At 41.3% G+C, this 18,396-nt stretch carries 16 protein-coding genes; 13 read left to right on the forward strand and 3 right to left on the reverse strand.

The window, feature by feature from the left end:
* Window positions 1-39: 39 nt before the first annotated feature.
* Entirely contained in the window at window positions 40-2,460 is a 2,421-nt protein-coding gene (gene leuS, locus VGT41_01245) for a leucine--tRNA ligase (protein HEV2600899.1), read from the reverse strand.
* 410 nt (window positions 2,461-2,870) lie between these two features.
* On the opposite strand from leuS, the gene VGT41_01250 reads away from it, so the two are divergent.
* Window positions 2,871-3,506: a hypothetical protein gene (locus VGT41_01250; GenBank protein ID HEV2600900.1), complete on the forward strand. Its 636-nt coding sequence runs from the start codon at window positions 2,871-2,873 to the stop codon at window positions 3,504-3,506.
* Here VGT41_01250 and VGT41_01255 read toward each other — a convergent pair.
* Window positions 3,503-4,003: a hypothetical protein gene (locus VGT41_01255; GenBank protein HEV2600901.1), complete on the reverse strand. Its 501-nt coding sequence runs from the start codon at window positions 4,001-4,003 to the stop codon at window positions 3,503-3,505. The genes VGT41_01250 and VGT41_01255 overlap by 4 nt on opposite strands.
* 150 nt (window positions 4,004-4,153) lie before the next feature.
* On the opposite strand from VGT41_01255, the gene VGT41_01260 reads away from it, so the two are divergent.
* Entirely contained in the window at window positions 4,154-4,900 is a 747-nt protein-coding gene (locus tag VGT41_01260) for a DUF6159 family protein (protein HEV2600902.1), read from the forward strand.
* A gap of 133 nt (window positions 4,901-5,033) precedes the next feature.
* On the opposite strand, the gene VGT41_01265 is transcribed toward VGT41_01260, so the two are convergent.
* On the reverse strand, window positions 5,034-6,764 hold the full coding sequence (locus VGT41_01265; GenBank protein ID HEV2600903.1) for a DEAD/DEAH box helicase: 1,731 nt from the start codon (window positions 6,762-6,764) through the stop codon (window positions 5,034-5,036).
* A gap of 305 nt (window positions 6,765-7,069) precedes the next feature.
* On the opposite strand from VGT41_01265, the gene VGT41_01270 reads away from it, so the two are divergent.
* The 11 genes from VGT41_01270 to VGT41_01320 all read left to right on the forward strand — a co-directional run bounded on the left by VGT41_01270 (window position 7,070) and on the right by VGT41_01320 (window position 18,375).
* Window positions 7,070-8,902 carry a 30S ribosomal protein S1 gene (locus VGT41_01270; GenBank protein ID HEV2600904.1) on the forward strand — a complete coding sequence of 611 codons (1,833 nt, stop codon included), beginning with the start codon at window positions 7,070-7,072 and terminating at the stop codon, window positions 8,900-8,902.
* 30 nt (window positions 8,903-8,932) lie between these two features.
* Window positions 8,933-9,448 (forward strand): nucleoside-diphosphate kinase, encoded by a 516-nt coding sequence (gene ndk, locus VGT41_01275; GenBank protein ID HEV2600905.1) that lies wholly within the window; start codon window positions 8,933-8,935, stop codon window positions 9,446-9,448.
* Window positions 9,449-9,625: 177 nt separating this feature from the next.
* A complete protein-coding gene (locus tag VGT41_01280; protein ID HEV2600906.1) occupies window positions 9,626-10,078 on the forward strand; it encodes a hypothetical protein in 453 nt (150 codons plus the stop codon).
* A 161-nt stretch (window positions 10,079-10,239) separates the two neighbouring features.
* The gene (locus VGT41_01285; GenBank protein HEV2600907.1) at window positions 10,240-10,998 is read left to right on the forward strand and encodes a hypothetical protein; all 759 of its coding nucleotides are present in this window, start codon (window positions 10,240-10,242) and stop codon (window positions 10,996-10,998) included.
* Window positions 10,999-11,363: 365 nt separating this feature from the next.
* Window positions 11,364-11,852, forward strand: a complete 489-nt coding sequence (locus tag VGT41_01290; GenBank protein ID HEV2600908.1) for a hypothetical protein — start codon at window positions 11,364-11,366, stop codon at window positions 11,850-11,852.
* A gap of 61 nt (window positions 11,853-11,913) precedes the next feature.
* Complete coding sequence (locus VGT41_01295; protein ID HEV2600909.1) at window positions 11,914-12,384, forward strand: hypothetical protein; 471 nt, start codon at window positions 11,914-11,916, stop codon at window positions 12,382-12,384.
* Window positions 12,385-12,863: 479 nt separating this feature from the next.
* A complete protein-coding gene (locus tag VGT41_01300; protein ID HEV2600910.1) occupies window positions 12,864-14,228 on the forward strand; it encodes a hypothetical protein in 1,365 nt (454 codons plus the stop codon).
* 233 nt (window positions 14,229-14,461) lie between these two features.
* A complete protein-coding gene (locus VGT41_01305; GenBank protein HEV2600911.1) occupies window positions 14,462-15,133 on the forward strand; it encodes a hypothetical protein in 672 nt (223 codons plus the stop codon).
* A gap of 649 nt (window positions 15,134-15,782) precedes the next feature.
* Window positions 15,783-16,850, forward strand: a complete 1,068-nt coding sequence (locus VGT41_01310) for a hypothetical protein (protein HEV2600912.1) — start codon at window positions 15,783-15,785, stop codon at window positions 16,848-16,850.
* A 157-nt stretch (window positions 16,851-17,007) separates the two neighbouring features.
* Entirely contained in the window at window positions 17,008-17,553 is a 546-nt protein-coding gene (locus VGT41_01315) for a hypothetical protein (protein ID HEV2600913.1), read from the forward strand.
* Between the two features lie 39 nt (window positions 17,554-17,592).
* Complete coding sequence (locus tag VGT41_01320; protein ID HEV2600914.1) at window positions 17,593-18,375, forward strand: hypothetical protein; 783 nt, start codon at window positions 17,593-17,595, stop codon at window positions 18,373-18,375.
* Window positions 18,376-18,396: the final 21 nt, after the last annotated feature.

Here is an 18,396-nt window from a genome sequence, read left to right on the forward strand (position 1 = left end):
GTTATCCCTTTCTTCGCCTACTGTTCATAAGAATTGTTTCTATTTTACAACAAAACTTATAAGCCTGCTAGGCACAAAAATAACTTTAATAATCTCTTTACCAGCAAGCCATGATGCCACCTGCTGTCTGGCCATTTGTTCAACAACTTCTTGCGATGCATTTTTATCCACGCAAATATTGGCTCTCACTTTACCATTCACCTGAACAACCACCGTGCACGTAGTTTGTGTCAACAATGCTGGATCATATGTTGGCCATGGACAATCAACAAGTCGCTTGCCTAATTTCTTCTCAAGCAGTTCACTCGCCATATGCGGCGCTAAAACCGACAATGAAACAACAATATATTCAAATAATGGTGCATTCAATTGCATGTGACCAGCAATCGCATCATTGAGCCATTCCATCGCTGCAGATATTGCAGTGTTTGGTTTAAAATGATCCAGTCGCGTTTGGAACTCTTTTAAAAACAGATGTACTCGTCGTGTTGTCTGCTCATCCTGCGTATCAACAATGTGCATCTCAGCCATGTATCGCCAGAATTTATACAAAAATCGCTTAATACCTTCAAGACCGGCATCTTGCCATTCACAATCCAGTTCTGGCGGCCCCATAAACATCATGTACATACGCAGAGCATCAGAACCATATGATGCTACAATTTCATCAGGATTTACTACGTTGCCTTTTGACTTAGACATCTTTTCAACACATCCAGATTTTTCTGAATATTTAAGAACCATTCCTTGATTAAAGAGATGCGTAAACGGTTCATCAAACGGCAAATGTCCCAAATCATACAAAACTTTTACATAAAACCGTGCATATAGAAGATGCAAAATTGCGTGCTCGATACCACCGACATACAGATCTACCGGCAACCAATACTGCATATCCTCTGCACTCCATGGACGATCTGACAACGTCGGATTTGGATACCGTAAGAAATACCAGCATGATCCTGCCCACTGCGGCATAGTATTTGTTTCACGTTTTGCACAACCGCTACATTTTGGACATGTTGTATTCACCCAATCGGTCATTGCTGCCAATGGTGATTCTCCTGTTCCCGTCGGTGCATAGTGCTCAACATCAGGCAATGTTATCGGCAATTGGTCTTCAGGAACGGGCACTATTCCACAGGCATCACAATGCACAAGCGGAATTGGCTCTCCCCAATATCGCTGACGAGAGAAAATCCAATCACGTAATTTATAATTTATTTTTTCAGTCGCCACACCACGCGCAACCAAATCTTTTATGATCGCTTGTTTACCATCAGTAAACGCAGACAGTCCATTAAACGTACCACTATTAATAAGTGTTCCATCACCCATGTATGCGTGCAGTATCGTACCATGCGCATCATACTGAATTTCTGGTGCATCAATTACTTGCACAACGGACAACCCAAACTGTTTTACAAATGCAAAATCCCGCTCATCATGAGCAGGAACTCCCATTACCACACCAGTGCCATATGAGCTGAGAACATAATCAGCAATATACAAAGGAATTTGGCCGTTAGTAGCAGGATTTATTACATACACACCAGAAAACAACCCGGTCTTATGCTTGCTACTATCATTCTCTTTACTCTGCTTGATATACCATTCGACTTCTTGCTTTTTTTCATTTGACAACAAAGATTTTAAAAGCGGATGATCTGGCGCAATCACTATGAAAGTCACCCCAAAAATGGTATCCGGGCGCGTTGTATATACGGTCAATTGCACTGCAGAACCCTGCTGATCATGAGTAGCAAAATTAATTTCTAAACCTTGCGAACGCCCAATCCAATTCTTTTGCATCAATTTAATATTGTCTGACCATGCAAGTTTATCAAGACCATCCAATAATTTTTGCGCGTACTGCGTAATGCGCAACATCCATTGTCGAATATTTTTCTGCTCAACTATGCTACCACATCGCTCACACCCACCATTGACCACTTCTTCATTTGCAAGCCCAGTCAAACAAGAAGGGCACCAATTAATCGGCATCACCGATTCATATGCTAGCCCTGCATGAAACATCTGCAAGAAAATCCACTGGGTCCATTTATAATATTGCGGGTCAGTAGTATCAAGCTCTTTAGTCCAATCATATATCGCTGCAATATGCTGCAACTGCTCTTTAAAAACCGCAATATTTTTTGCAGTTCCTTCTTTGGGGTGTATACCCTTTTTAATCGCATCATTTTCAGCAGGCAACCCAAATGCATCCCACCCCATTGGATGTAGTACGTTGTATCCTTGCAGCCATTTAATCCGTGCATAAATATCTGAGAGCACGTATCCACGCCAATGCCCTACATGCAGGCCCGAACCTGATGGATACGGAAACATATCTAAACAATAATATTTCTTATCCGTTTTACTATTTTTAGACGCAGCAGGATTAGCATCCTTCCACTGTTTTTGCCATTTTGACTCGACCGATTTAAAATCGTAATTCATATAATCCCTTACAAGAGCATGATATACAACAGTCATTCAATTATACCAAAAAACAACGAAGATAACATGACCGATTATCCCATTGCAGAGCGGATCCAAATTACATAGACTTAAGACTCACCAAAAATTTCTGGCCATATTATTTTGCCATATTTAAACACTAATCGAAGCAAGAAACCTACGATCGTCGTCGCGAGCCGCCATTGGCGTGCGTGGCGATCCAGGTTAATAAGGGAATCTTTTAATGAAGACAATGAAAAAAATTTATTTAGTCGCGCCTTACCGGCGCACAACTGCCTGGATGGCCACGCATACGCTCGCCACGACGATCGGGTGCCAACCGCTCTATGACTGTTATTTGTTAATCAATGCTGTTGTTACTGTTTAACGTGCATAAAGAAGGACTTACCATGCAACAATCAACCACACAACCAATGATCATCCCAACCGTATCAGATGAACTAATTTTAGTCGTTCCCCGCGCTGACATACTTCCCCACGGATCATTTCATGGATTACAGGCAACGACAATGCAAGAGATAACCGGAATAATCGCCAGTAAAAAACAGTTTTTGCCGCGATCTATCATGGAAACCGATCCAACATACAAGCAGATCATTCCTTACTTAATCTACACACACAACGAAAAATATTTTTTAATGCAACGACACGCAAAAGCATCAGAATCGCGATTGCGTAGTAAATTTTCATTCGGAATTGGTGGCCACATACGCCAAGAAGATATGCAAACCGATTCTATTTTTGACTGGGCTCGCCGCGAGTTTCATGAAGAAGTTAATTACAACGGTAACCTTACCATCCAACCGATTGGCCTACTCAATGATGATTCTAACGAAGTGGGTAAAGTACACATCGGCCTGGTCATGCTTTTGATGGGAGACCGTGAGGATATTTCTGTGCAATCGGAACTACAAAGTGGTGAGCTCATTTCACTTGCTGATGCGGAAATATATAAAGATCACATGGAAAGCTGGAGTCAGATTGTGTTTGAATATCTGAAAAATGCTGCCCCTAAAAACGACTAATCAATTATGATAATGTCATCACCATAATCATCATACTCATCTACGATTATAATATCATCCGGTTCATCTATAATTATCACGTCAGGCTCATAATGATGGTCATGCACTACAATTACTTGGTCGTTATGATGATGTTGATAGTGATTGGTTTCTTCGTATGAATCATATGAATCACGCGTCAACCAGTATATCGTAAGCAACGCTATAACTGCGGTCCCTAACACTATCATCGCTTCATGCGGACGCATCACATATGATGAATGGTGTGCAAATACCAATCGAGGGGGACGCGGGGCAACATGCACAACATGTGGCGCAGACGGAATATGTATCACTTGTGGATGAGAAGCATGATTCTGTGGTACGTGCACTATTCGCTGACGAACAGGAACCCGATTTCTCCTGAGATCTATAACTGTTCTATTAGCCTGAAGAGACTGACCAAAACTGATAACGCTCAACAGAAAAAACAGTATTTTTTTTTGGCATTTAACCATATCAAACCCCTTGATAATCTCATTAATATCCTAATCATTGTATCGCAAGAACCATATCACGCCAACTGGGTATATAGCAACATATTGCGCTACACAAAAACCATCTGCTATGATCCCCCTGATGTCCTCATCTTAAAAAGGAGTTTTTTTATGTCCTATATCAATAGATTTTACCAAGGATTTTGGTTATCGATTTCTAGCTTTTTACTTATTTGGAAGGAAAAGATACCATTTTTACATTTCCTTATTATTGAAACAACTGGACTGCGATTGTATGCAGCAATGAGCAAAATCAGTAAAACATCGGGCGGATCTCACATACTCATGAAAGCTGCCGCTCTCTGGCTCATCATCACCATACTGACTTTTTTTAACGCTTGTATTGTGTATCTCACCATGCAGCACATCAAAGGCAACATGCCAACATGCGGTGATGCGTTCCAAGCATGCCTAGCAAAAAGAAAACCACTTATCATATGGACGCTACTATCCGCAACTATAACTACAACAACCTGCATGCTCCTTGAGCGCGCAATAACCATGCCGCTCATTTGCTACATAATTTTAGCGGTTCTGGTAATTCTCTGGCATCTGGTTACCACATTTGTGCTACCCATGATTATGTTTGAACGAAAAACAATAGTGCAAACGATTATTGCATCGCATGCACTGTTTCATGAACAATGGGTAGAGATTGTTGCTGGAGGAAGCTCTTTCGCGGTGATAATTTTACTGTCACTACTTGCAACAATAATTCCATCCCCACTCGCTGTAGCTTTTTTAATGAGCACGCTTTCAACAACCATTGCTATCTTCCAAACAAAGCTCTACTACAATCATGAGAAAAACACGCTACAAGAACTAGAAGAACTGCAACGAGAAAGCTTATTCGAATAATGAAGGCCTTAGTTCATCGACCGCACTCTTTTGCCACGAGAATTCGCACCAAAGGAAAAGCCACCCCCAAAGGGAGTGGCTTTATTATATTACATTTATATGCGTATTTTCAGATAAACTCTAAAAAATAGAACTATCGCTGTGCAATGTTAACACGAACTTTCTTACCACAAAGATGCACACTTTTCAGTTGCTGCAACAATGCTGGTACAACTTTCGTTGGCACGTGAACAAAACTACGTTTTTGAATAATACGGATTTTGCCAATTGCATCATTAGTAACTGCACGCGATTGTGTCAAAAACTGAATAAGATCTGATTTGGTAACTCCATCAAGCGATCCTGCATGAACCATGATTTCTTTGCTATTAGGGTCAACTTCATAACGACCACCACCATCGCGACTACCACCATCATCTGAACGACGATCTGACGATCTACCACCACGACGAGGTTTATCAGAATCAAAATCACGGTCTCTTGAAAAATCACCACCACGGGATCTACCAGAAGAAGAACGTTCTGTTGATTTTTCTACAGCGAACGAAATATCTTTCTGCTCATCAACACCTTGCAAGATTGTTGTGTACAACAATGCATGCAACGCACTTGATCGCTGCGTAGGTGTATATTGCTCAAGCAATGTTGTTAGTTTTTCTGTATGGATTGATGGCGTAAGATTTTTTTCAATCAACTCAGTCACGTAATTTTTTACTTTTTCTAAGCGAACTTGTGCAATCGATTCAATGCTCGGCACTTCAATTTGATTAATCGTCATGTTAAAACGATTTCCAATTGCTTGCATACGACGCACATCACGAGCTCCCGCAAATGTAATTGCCACACCTTGTTTACCTGCACGGCCAGTTCGACCAACACGATGCACGTAACTTTCTTGATCATCAGGTATACAATAGTTCACGACATGCGAAAGACTATCAACGTCAATACCACGAGCTGCCACATCAGTTGCAACTAACACTGAGAATTTTTTTGCTTTAAATGCTGCGATAACGCTATTACGCATAGTCTGATTTATATCACCATGCAATGCACGCGCAGAGTACCCTTTTTTACCAAGTTCTTGTGCAATTTCAGCTGCCAATATTTTGGTCCGACAGAACACAATACCATAAAATTCTGGTTCACTATCAATAAAGCGCACTAACGCCTGTAATTTATATTTAGTTGGCACCACGCAATAAAATTGCTGCGTATTTACTGAACCAACCTGCTCTCTGCTCGCCTGAACAATTACCGGATCTTTCATATACTGCTTCTTGATTGCAGTAATTCCAGGTTTTACTGTTGCAGAGAATAACCAAATTTGTCTGTCATATGATGCATTTGCCAAGATCTCATCAACTTCCTCTTTAAAGCCCATATCAAGCATGATATCCGCTTCATCAAGAACCAAAGTCTTTAATCCTTTAAGAGATAATGTGCGACGACGAATATGGTCATTAAGACGCCCTGGGGTACCTACAACAATATGAGCCTTGCCGCGCAATGCCTGCATTTGTCGCTCAATAGACACACCGCCATAAACGGTTACAATGGTGCATCCGGTATTTCGAGCAACAGACTGTAAACTTTCTGCGATTTGTAAGACCAATTCACGAGTAGGGGCAACAATCAAGCCCTGAACAGCTGAGCTGCTTGGATCGATCGATTGAATTAAAGGAATACCAAAAGCAAGGGTTTTCCCTGTTCCTGTTTGTGCCTGACCATGGAAATCTATACGGTCTTTAGAGAGAAGATGGGCAAATGCCTTTTCTTGAATTTGTGTGGGAGTCGTGAAGCCCTGCTCGCTAAGAGCAGCGAGAATTAGAGAATTAATAGGAAAATCATTAAACGTTTTCATAAAAGCCACCATGTTTTAGCTGGTTACTGCCCGCATGATAGACGCCTATTACATTTTCTTATTAAACGATCATACAAGCATATTGATATATTGAATTAAATACAGAAGTCCACTTTCATGGACTGATTAATACCATAACAGAATTAATACTTTTTGTCAAAATGTCCCATAGATCCCATTATTTGTAAATATTTAATTCTTATGATAGATTTCCATTGTTATTATATTATAATCCTTTTACCCTCCTTAATCTATAATAAGGAGTAGGCTACACCCAAGCGGTGATAGTCACGGAGCTATATCACATGTCAAAAACAGTCATACGTCCTAATCAATTTGCCAAAGTCGATGTTGCCATGCTGGCAGTCCATGACGATCTTGCCTTAAACCAGGCACAAATTGATGAGCTTTCCCAGTTATATGGCGAAGCGCTCAACAGTTTAAAATCAGGAAAACTGGTTACTGGAAGAATCATCAGAATCGATTCTGATGGAGTTCTTGTAAACATCGAATACAAATCTGATGGACTTATCTCACGACAAGAATTTTCTGAGCATGAACTAAAACAGTTAAAAGTTGGCGATCCAATTGAAGTCATACTTGATAACTTAGAAAATGCTCAAGGTAATGTCATCCTCTCTTACGAGAAAGCAAAAGCAGTTAAAGCATGGGATGCTATTACAAAACTATTTGAAGAAAATAAGCCGGTTGAAGGTGTGGTAACACACAAAGTTAAAGGTGGATTAAACGTTGATATCGGAATCCCAGCCTTTTTACCTGGTTCACAAATTGATCTACACCGTGTACTTGATTTTGATCAATACGTTGGACAAACAATCGTTGCAAACATCCTTAAGATCAACAAAAAACGTGGTAACGTTATTATCTCTCGTCGTAAATACCTTTCTGAAATGCGATCCGAAGAGCGTAAGAAGATCCTTGATACGCTTACTGAAGGACAAATTATCCAAGGTGTTGTTAAAAATATCACCAACTATGGTGTATTTATCGACATCGGTGGCGTAGATGGCCTTCTCCATATTACTGATATGACCTGGGGACGCATCTCTCATCCAAGCGAGCTTGTACATATCGGCGACACCATTTCCGTGAAAGTACTTTCATTTGATAAAACAAATGAGAAAATCTCTCTAGGATTGAAGCAACTCAGCGACAACCCATGGAAAAAAGTAAGTGAAACACTCAAAGAAGGTTCACGTATCAAAGGTAGAATCTCAAGCATCACTGATTATGGTCTATTTGTAGAAGTAGAAAAAGGGGTAGAAGGACTTATCCATATCTCTGAAATCTCATGGACTGAACGTATCAGCGATCTTTCTAAACGATTCCACGTTGGTCAAGAAATCGAAGCACTTGTTGTTTCATTTGATAAAGACAACAGACGTATGTCGCTCAGCATCAAACAATTGAATAAAAACCCATGGGAATCTCTGCATGAACAGTTTGCAGTTGGCCAAAAAATTAAAGGCGCAATTAGCAACATTACCGATTTTGGTATCTTCATCCAGATCTTACCAGGTATCGATGGTTTAGTGCATATCTCTGATCTTTCATGGACTGAGCATATTGATCACCCAAGCGACATGTTCAAAAAGGGTGATGAAGTTGAAGCGATCATCCTGAACATTGATAAAGACAACAAGAAGATCTCTCTTGGTATCAAACAGTTAACTGAAGATCCATGGGAATTGATTGAAAAACAGTATCCTGTTGGTGCTATCATCGAAGGTGAAGTTTCTAAAATCACTAATTTTGGTGCGTTTATCAAGCTTGCATCGGGCGTTGAAGGACTCGTACATATCTCTGAATTATCAAACGAAACTGTTGATAAAGTAGAAGATATATTAAAGGTTGGTCAAAAAACCCAGTTCCGCGTGATCAATGTTAACAAAAATGATCGCAAACTTGGTCTCAGCTTGAAACTAACTCCTTCTCAACCAAAAGAAGAGAAAGAGCACGCTGCACCAAAAACACAAGCTGCTCCTAAAAAACAGGCTGCACGCAAAGAAGTACCGCAACAACCAGTTCAGCCAAAAACAAAAAGCCAGTTCCAGCTTGAACTAGAAAAGCATACTTCTCGCCCACGCCAAGATGATGAAACAACAAGCGAAGAATAATATATAACGCACATAACAAGACGGTGAATTATGAATAAAACAACAATATCAATAATCATACTTACAGCTTTTGTAGTGATTGCAGCAGTGATTTATTCTATTCACCGTCAACAAAAACAAGGAGCATCCACCGTGGTTGAAAAAACATTTGCAATAATTAAACCTGATGCAGTTGCTGCAAAAAATAGTGGCCCTATCATTGCCGCTATTGAGCAAAACGGTTTCAATATCGTTGGCATGCGTAAACTACAGATGAACAAAGAAACTGCAGAAACATTTTATGCAGTTCACGCAGCTCGTCCATTTTTTGGCGAGTTAGTGGAGTTCATTATCTCTGGTCCAGTGGTGGTCCTTGCGCTTGAAAAAGAAAACGCTATCAAAGCATGGCGTGATCTTATGGGCGCAACCGATCCAAAGCAGGCTGCTGAAGGAACATTGCGTAAGCAATTTGGTGCTAACATTGGCAACAATGCTCTGCACGGTTCAGATGCACCAGAAACAGCTGCCACAGAATTAGGCATCTTCTTTCCTGAGCTGAACAAATAAGATCTGAATAAGATCTACCGATTCGAAAAAGAGCAGAAATATTTCTGCTCTTTTTTTTGGCGCATTGCACTCAATCATAAAAATGATATACATATAAACCATTGTCTTTCTGATGAATGTATGCTAAAAATTGAAGCACATTTATACACATTAACCACAATTCATTAAAGGAAAGATATGAAACTTTTGAAACAATCTTTATTATTTGTTATCGCTATCACCATCATTACCACTTCACCTGTATGCGCTATGTCACCGGGTGAAGATGATAACGACAACTCATGTGCTTCTATCCCCCTTGATCAGTGGGAAATCGCATTCCAGATACACAACATCTTATCCGAAAAAACTTACCAAAATCCTTTATTAACTGCTGGCGCAGGAGGAGTGGTCTATAAAGGCTTGGGTTATGTATCGCCTCGCAATCCCATGATCCGCCATCTTAAAAACGCTGTTGCGTTCGCTACAGTTGCAAAAACTGGAATAGAAATAGGAACAATGCTTGCTAATCAGGGAGAGAACTACAAAAAATCAGAGTTGCATCAAAGTTACGTAATAGCCAAACAACGGAATGGTCAAAAAGCTGCATTACAACTACTGCAACCCTCAAGACAAAACCAAGCAAGATAAGAAAAACTTTCATCGACAAAATCATAAAAAAGGGTTGCCTCATGCAATCCTTTTTTTATATCCAAAATTCCTAATTTTTTAATCATATCTTGACTCATATATCATTTTCATGCATTGTAGTGCCACCAACTGTTTTTAAACCTAATTACAAAAGGATAATAATGAAAATCAAAAACTCTATTGTACCGTTGGTAATTGCGATATTCACTATCGTCAGCACTCCTTTACACAGCGCAAATGAAGAAAGATTTGACGGACGCCGATCACAGCGCTCAGGCTCTTATGCCCCCGGATATAATGTACTTAATGATGCTCAACAAGGAAGCCTTGGCTCCTCAAAACACGGCTCAACATACGGCGTAACACCTCTGCAGGAAGAACAACAAAGAACTCCAATACAAAACCCTCATCTCCCAACTGAAAATGATAGTGAAAATGATGGTGAAAATGAAGGCGATGATGAAGGCGATGAGAGTGAAACTGGTGGCGGCACATCTCGCAAAAAAAAGAAAAAGCCACAACCGCAACCAAAAGGTCGAGAAGAAGACGCCAAAGAAGAGCTCACATGGTTTGACTCTCTCTGTATATTCGCACGCGCTACAGCGTGGACCACTCCGCCTAGGGGAGATGGAACAGTTGCATGGCCGGCACCAATAATACCTGCTATTCTTGTGAAACCGACATTACAAAGAACGCAAAATCAGGGCACTACTATCAAATGGCTCGGACGCGCTGCTGCCGCAGGGGAAGTTGGGTTCGCTGCGCACCTTCTACGTAGCCGGTGGGGTGCCGCAAGAGCAAATCATATACAATGGCTTGATGAGCAAAAAAAGGCAAGTCAACAGAGCCTGCGCGATCCACGCTCAAGCCAACGCTCAAGCCAACGCTCAAGCCAACGTTCAGACCGTGACCGCAGATAATACAGTAATATACGAGTAATCACGTACAAACAGGGTTGGCAAACGTCAGCCCTGTTTTATTACAAATGCCTCCACCCCCTTTTGCCAACTGCACGCCCGGAAATGTACCACTCCCCGAAGGCTTCTAACTTAATCGCCATATAACAAACAAATTGATTGTTTTATTTTTTATATGTATTATTTTTCCGCACTCATTGAAACAATCGCTATCACAAAGGCATAAAATAATTGTTAGAAAAAGCTTCAGACAGAAACAAGCGCATCTTGAGTCGAACTGCTACCATTGCACATGATAAAGATCCTTGTATGGTTTATAACGACTAATTATAATGGGTATCAAAAACCATTACACTCAAAGGATTTTAATGAATACAATACGGATTTTGCTACTAGTAATCACACTCTCCCCTTGTGTACTTTCAATGCATGCCACCGCACCTGAGGCAACAAAAACTACACTCGAAAAAAAACAGAATGACGCAACCAATAATTCAGGAAGAGCCAGTAGATTATTAAAACAAAGTGCAGACGGAATCCACTGGTTCGCAAAACATCTTGAAGCCAATCCCGACAGTGTAAACTTTCTCGCAAAGGCTGTGTGTTGCGTAGCTGCTCAAGCCCCTTACCTATTATTACCCCAAGATACGGCACCCATCATAAGAACCTTGGCTCTCCATCTGTCACGTTGCGGCAGATATTATATGTTTGTTGAAACGGCCATAAAAACGCTACCTCATCTATCACAAAATATAAAAATAAAAATGCCTAATAACATACATTCTCGGATAACAGCATTGATTAATTATGGCATAGCGGATGATACCAAAACAAAACCAGTAATTGATTCAAAATAATACGAAATTTTTACACCATTATTTAAGCAATATTTTATTAACTCATATCAAAAGGACTCATATGAATATTTCAAAACAATTTGTTTTATTGGCACTACTTTCAGTAGTTGTTATACCGATGGAAGCAGCGCATAACCATCGCGGCGGCAGACCTACTACTTTCCAAAGATTTATTGGATTAGGAACTCGATTGTTTCTCGGAGAAGGAAACAGGAGCGCAGAAGTGCACATGGAAGAACTCGCTCACCAAGGAGCCGACCTCGCACAGTCAGCAAAAAACAGAACTAAAAAGACTGGCAATATGATTGTAGCTGGCGGTGTAGCAGCTCTCGGATTCGGTACAAAAGTACTTAAAACAGCTGGCAACCGTCCCGCTCTTGGTAATCCTTTTGTGTGGCTTGCTGGCGCTGCCGGTCTAGTAGTCTATGATCAAGCAACTCCTAAACAAAAGAAATTAGTTAAACAAGGTGCCGTAGGAGCCTCTGTCGGACTTCTTATCCTCAATATTGGATTAGCGGCTACTGGTGCATAATTCGTATTACATTGCACGTTATTGGGAGTGATCACCAGTCACTCCCTTTTTCATAGCCGTTTATATGATGGTATAACCTTCCTACTTTCCTCTCTCATCTTTGCTTGAGAATATTTTATATCAAATCAGGATTTCTCAAGTTATGCAGCCAATCGCCATCCTAAATCCCCCTGCTTTCTATGCGCTTTGGTCGAGACCCGTGGCCGCAAGGGCCGGCCTTCCCATATTTTTTACAAAACGCAACCAAAAACCACCCTCAAAAAACCACTAAAATGCTGGACAAATCGACATTTTGGGCATATCCTGTGTCATCAAATGGCTTGAATCCGAACAAATTTTTTTTCTTTTTTAAGCAAAAATGTCACCATTTGACAATAAATCCAAATCGGCCTACGATAAATACATGTAGAAATAAATTAACAACACCAATGCATTATTTTTAATAAAAATATTATTAATTCAAAATAAAGGGATAAAAAATGAATTTTATCAAAAAATTATCGCTTCTGGCGGCTTTGCTCGCCACATTCAACGCACAGGTACAGGCGGCGGCAGCGCCAGGGGATCAAGCGCCAAAACCAACTGCCCAAGAGCAAATGCAAAATCTATTACAATCAATCAGCCAATTGCCTAGAGCCATACAGGCGAATGTACAGGCGGAACTAGCTGGGCTAAATGCTCTAGTTGCTCGATTAGAGCAAAACCCTGCAGTCACTGAAGCTGACCTTCATGCAGTAGATCAGGCTGTTGAAACATCATTGAGACAGCACTCTCGATCAGTAGAGCAACTTGCAGACTCAAATCGCGAGCTTATCGCTACCTCGCATGCGAATACAGCTGATGTGCGGTCAGTGTTAAAAATAAATGCAACTGAAATTCGAGAAAAGCTAACAGAATTAGAAAGACAGGTTCAAGAACTTGCAGCCGCAAAAAAAGATAATGGCGCAATGGAAAGTAGCTTAAGCAATCTCCTTAAAGCAACGATTAAAAATTTGACCCTACAGCCTGAGAATATAAAGCAAGCAATAACGAACGTAAATCAACAAAATGCAAATCTCACGAGAACGTTACAAGAACACTGTGTATACGCACGGGAGGCAACAACCGAATTACATCGTGCCGTAGCAGAATCCGCTACGGAAATTAGAACAGCAGGCCAAGATCTCATTAACGCGCAAAGACAATTGCAAGAAGATCAAAAAGAGCACGGTGAGCATGCAGAATTATTTATGCAACATCTTGATAATCATTCGAGGGCGATTGGGGGGTTGCATGCAAATCAATCAGCTGCCCAACAGACTCTGACAGAAGTGCTGGCTGCTCTTGCTACTATAAACGCACGTCAAGAAGCACTAGAAAAAAAACATGATGACTCTTCAGCTCTGTTACTACTAGGAATCGAGCGCCTTGAACAGGCAAGCCTATTGCTTTTCGATCAACAAAAAACCAACGCAGATGCACAAGCAGAAATACAAAGACAAGCAGCCGCACAAGCAGATGCCGAAATTGATGCGCAAGTACTGCAACAAAACACCCGATTTAATCGTGTAAAGCGAGCAGGATGGGCAATATTTGAGCGAAATCTTCGGGTAACAACGCCGAGAGGTCTTCTCACTAATCCGTTGGCTAACGCTGCGGGCGGTGTAGCAGTACATGAACTTCTGCCTGAGACTCCTATCAGAAATCTAGCCGCTGCTGGCCTTTTAGGTAATGCAGTTGTTCAATTTGGACTCAGCGTAAGAAATGCCTATACGCAAGTTAAGCAATTTGAGAGCATCACAAGAAATGCTGTTGTAGCAGAGCGCCAACAAAGACTACTGCAACATAGTAACAAGCAAAAGTAAATCCGCTTACGGATCCATGCACAGCATGATTGCTATGATGCAATTATAGTAATGTGAATAAATAAGGTGCCCCCGCTTTCTATGAAGGCGGGGGCACCTTATTTACAAAAGCTCTGGACAAATTGGCCTTTTGCTCATATCATAGCTCCTCATTACGAACACCCACAATACAAACAACATTGTTTACTATTAATGCACATATTTTAACCACAACAAAAAAAGGTATTCTCTATATGATTTTCAAAAAATCTCTTTTACCATTACTAACATTATTACTTTCTATTACTCATCTAGACGTTCAAGCGGCAGCAGCAGGCGATTTGAATGCAGCGGCGGCGGTTGATGTTACAGGAAATCCAATAGTACAGCTTAGCACTCTCTTAGCTACTAATACTGATGAGATTACCGCTCTATCAAGAGGAGAACAGTTCGCATTGATAATGCAATTGAAACAGCTTCAAGCATTAGAGGCCCAGCTCAAATTGATGGCAAGCAGCAACACAAATGGCGAGAATGACACCGAGGAAAAAGAAAAGGGCGATACAGTAACAAACGCTATGGATGCACTCAAACGCATGCCAAGAGGAGAATTCGCTAGCAAGCACTTAAGGGATCTAAAAGTATCTCCTGTTATTCCTGGATTGCTAACGGCCGTGACCGGTGGACTGAGCTTAACGGATAGGATTTCATCTGGAGCTAGAACAAAATTGAGAACCCTTGCTCTTGTATCTGGTGTTGTTACTGCCGCATCTGGTTTGTATACTGTTGCACGTACAATTGTACCACCATACAGCAAAGCAGCAGCACAAACTCCTCCTTTGCTGGCGGCAGGGTCTAGAAGACAAAGTTTGTCATCATCAAGCAACTCTAGTAGTCAGTTGACCACAAACAACGTGAGGAAATAACTTACATTAAATTACTAAAGACGAGGGACAGAAAGTGTATTATATCTTTCTGTCCCTCGTCTTTATATTTCGAATGAACTGCGAACTAAGAGCTTATCCGAAAACTAATCCATGGTGCAAAATGTTGCAATAGATGAATATTGTAGAATGCTTTTGACATCCGATCGTCTTCACGAGTGTATACGTGGTGATCCAGGAAATCGTGCGCCGGTAAGGCGCGACAAAATAGTTTATTATTTAATTGAATTCACTTAAATATCTCTTTATTAACCTGGATCGCCACGCACGCCAATGGCGGCTCGCGAAGACGATCGGAGGATCTTTCTCTTTAATACTATGACAAGAATTTTCGGATGAACTCTTAGATCGAACTCACGTTACTTAGGAGCCATACGAAGCCAACTGTGCATTAATCTTCGTAAGGCAGAGTGTGGCGATCCATTTTTACAGGAAACAATGTTAGCGGTGGTAACAAACGATCATAACAAACTAGTTTGTTATTAACACGAAACAACCTTGGCTCATCACAAGAAATTCTAGACAAGTCCCCTTTTACATCATATCCTTTTCCCCCAACATACACACTGCAATGTTAATAATTGCTTATTATTAATCTCATTTTTTTAATTCTAACAGGGAGGAGTCCTTTATGATTCTCAAAAAAATATCCTTAATGTTGTTGACGGTGCTGTTTTCTACTTCTTGTCTGGAAATTAAGGGCGCAGACGACACGCCTGGGCATGCATCCAGCTCATCTAGCGCTCATGCAACTCCACCTCATATAACTGTTGATACACCACCTCAAACCCCTGCAAGTCCAGGAGCCCCGGATCTTTTGAGCGCTCGTACTAATCAAGCTGAAGAAGGTCACGCTCAAAAATTATCAGGAAGCGCTGATAGCGAAGCAGAGACTGATGAGGAAACAAAAGCAGCGCATGAAGCTGCACGCGCATCAAATGCTCTACTCCAAATATTGCGGGAACAAACTGAATCGCTAGGACAACTCCCAGCACAATCCGTACGGCTATGTGCAGCTTTAGAAAGAATTGCACAGGCAACAGAAGAGCATGCACGGGCGTCAAAAGCATCTGAAGAAACACAAAAGCAACAACTGTATACACAAAAAAAACAATTCGCTCTCGAAGTAGCCATAGCGCTGCAAGACGTTTCACCAGAAACAGATGTAACCGACATTTATAGCCGGATAGAGCAAGACCCCCTCTTTCTCGCTAAAATTAACTACGCTGCACGTCTAGAAGAAGAGCAAAAAGAGCGGCGGCAGAATCCGAAACCCGAACCAATACCGGGAAATGGTCCTGGTGCTGGAAGCCCTATAGTTCCTGACGACTTGCCGCCAGCAATACCAACACGGTGGGCAGCGTTTAAATATAGTCTAACTTACGTACCTTATTCTCCAGCAGCTTATGGATTTGTAACAGCGGTCGCGCATACTGCGAGTAATTCTTCTCGGGTACCACAAGCTATTAGAGAGAAATTATCATTGTTGACTCTCGGTAGTGGGTTTGCTACCGGTCTAGCAACGGTGAGAACTCTTGCGCATACTGTATCCCCACAAAGATCTGATCTCTTGAAAAGACTAAAGGCTGCGCACGCGAAACAACAACTAAATGGTTCACAATCAGGACTGAGAGGCTCTGCTCTTAGTAAGAGTCTCACAAGCCAACCGACTGGTTTCACTGATACGGTCAGAAATTAATACACCATAGATGGCGCAATACAACGCAAGCGTTTAAAGGAAAGAGGCCGAGGTTAAAATCAGCCTCTTTCTTTTTTGCAACCGTATCACATCGCAACAGGCTCTCTGATAGAATTTAGTCACTCGCTTATATCACAAATCGTCATAGGGAAAAATAATGAAATCACTCGTCATTTTTTTTAGCATCATATTGCCTGTTTTACCACTCTCATCGCTCCATGCTGCCGCAGAGGAAGTACCTCCTGCCAACGAACAAGAACTCGCTCAAGAAATGTTAGGCTTATTTCAAAACCCTGAACTATTACTTTCTGTACTAAGAACATCACTCGCATTAGCGCAGACCAAAGCCGATGCCGTCACAAAAATGTTGCTCGCGCAATCAATCAGTATAGTAGAAGAAAAAGAACCTGCGTCTGATCCAGCGCAGCAAGAACATGAACAAAACATTCACTATGCTACGATGTTAAGCGTACAAAAACAACGCCTTACTAATTGGTGCAATCATCTGAAGACTCCTGATTGGGGAAAACACTCACCAGAACAAAAAATAGCACTGTTAACACAGATGCTTAATGCAGAAAGAACATCTGTCAAAGCAATCCTCAGCTCAACCCCGAAAGGTAGAGCTGACGGATCCGCTGCCGCTTATCAATTACAACCAAAACCACGATCAAGTCTTTACGCACCATATCAAGAAAAATAATAATAAATTATTACTACACACCACCGCAAAAGGGAAAAAATGAATTTTAAAAAACAATTTTTTTTATTGTTAATCAGCGTTGTTTTCAATTGTAGTCCATTGCTGGGCGCTGAGCTTCCTATAGTGACTGCTGCTAACGCAGCCATAGCCGCTCTTAAAGCTGATTCAACGCTCACATTTTCAGGACTCCTAAATTATACGACGGCCAACTGCTCTTTACAGCTTGATGCAGCACGCAGGACATCCCCTGATGACGATACCCCTGTTGCAACCACAGAAGAAATAGCTTTAGGATCTGCACTTGAAAGATTAGAAGCAGCCCACCTCGCACTCAACTATACAACAACATGGCCTGAAGAAGAAACGAAAGATAGCCAGGATGCTGGACACACGCCTCTTCGACATTGCTTAAATGATATCCATACGGAAACCTTAGGACATAAAAAAATGTTACAAAAGGATTCAAGCAACTACAATGATTCTGGAACTATAATAAGCACATACGGCGAAATACTTGCGACCGCATGCAATGAGTTAAACATCAAGCCAAAAACCCCAACTGCGCCATCACTACGGCAAATATTACTATCAACTGGCCTACCCTCAAGAGCGAACGGTCCTGGTTTTCTCGCCAATCCGACCCTCGGCCTGATGGGAGCGGTTGCTTCTTTCGGCATTGCAGATAAGGCTTTAAGAAGACTCGTTGGAACTGCATCGCTCGTACAAATTGCCTGTGGCGCAACCTATCATCTTGGCAAATGCATACAGCAATACAATGCTCTTATCGCTAACAACCACGTTATACCAAAAGCAAAAAAATAGTCGCAATTCTCCTGGGCACCT

This window comes from Candidatus Babeliales bacterium (assembly GCA_035944115.1).
Taxonomy (GTDB): Bacteria; Babelota; Babeliae; order Babelales; family Vermiphilaceae; genus DASZBJ01.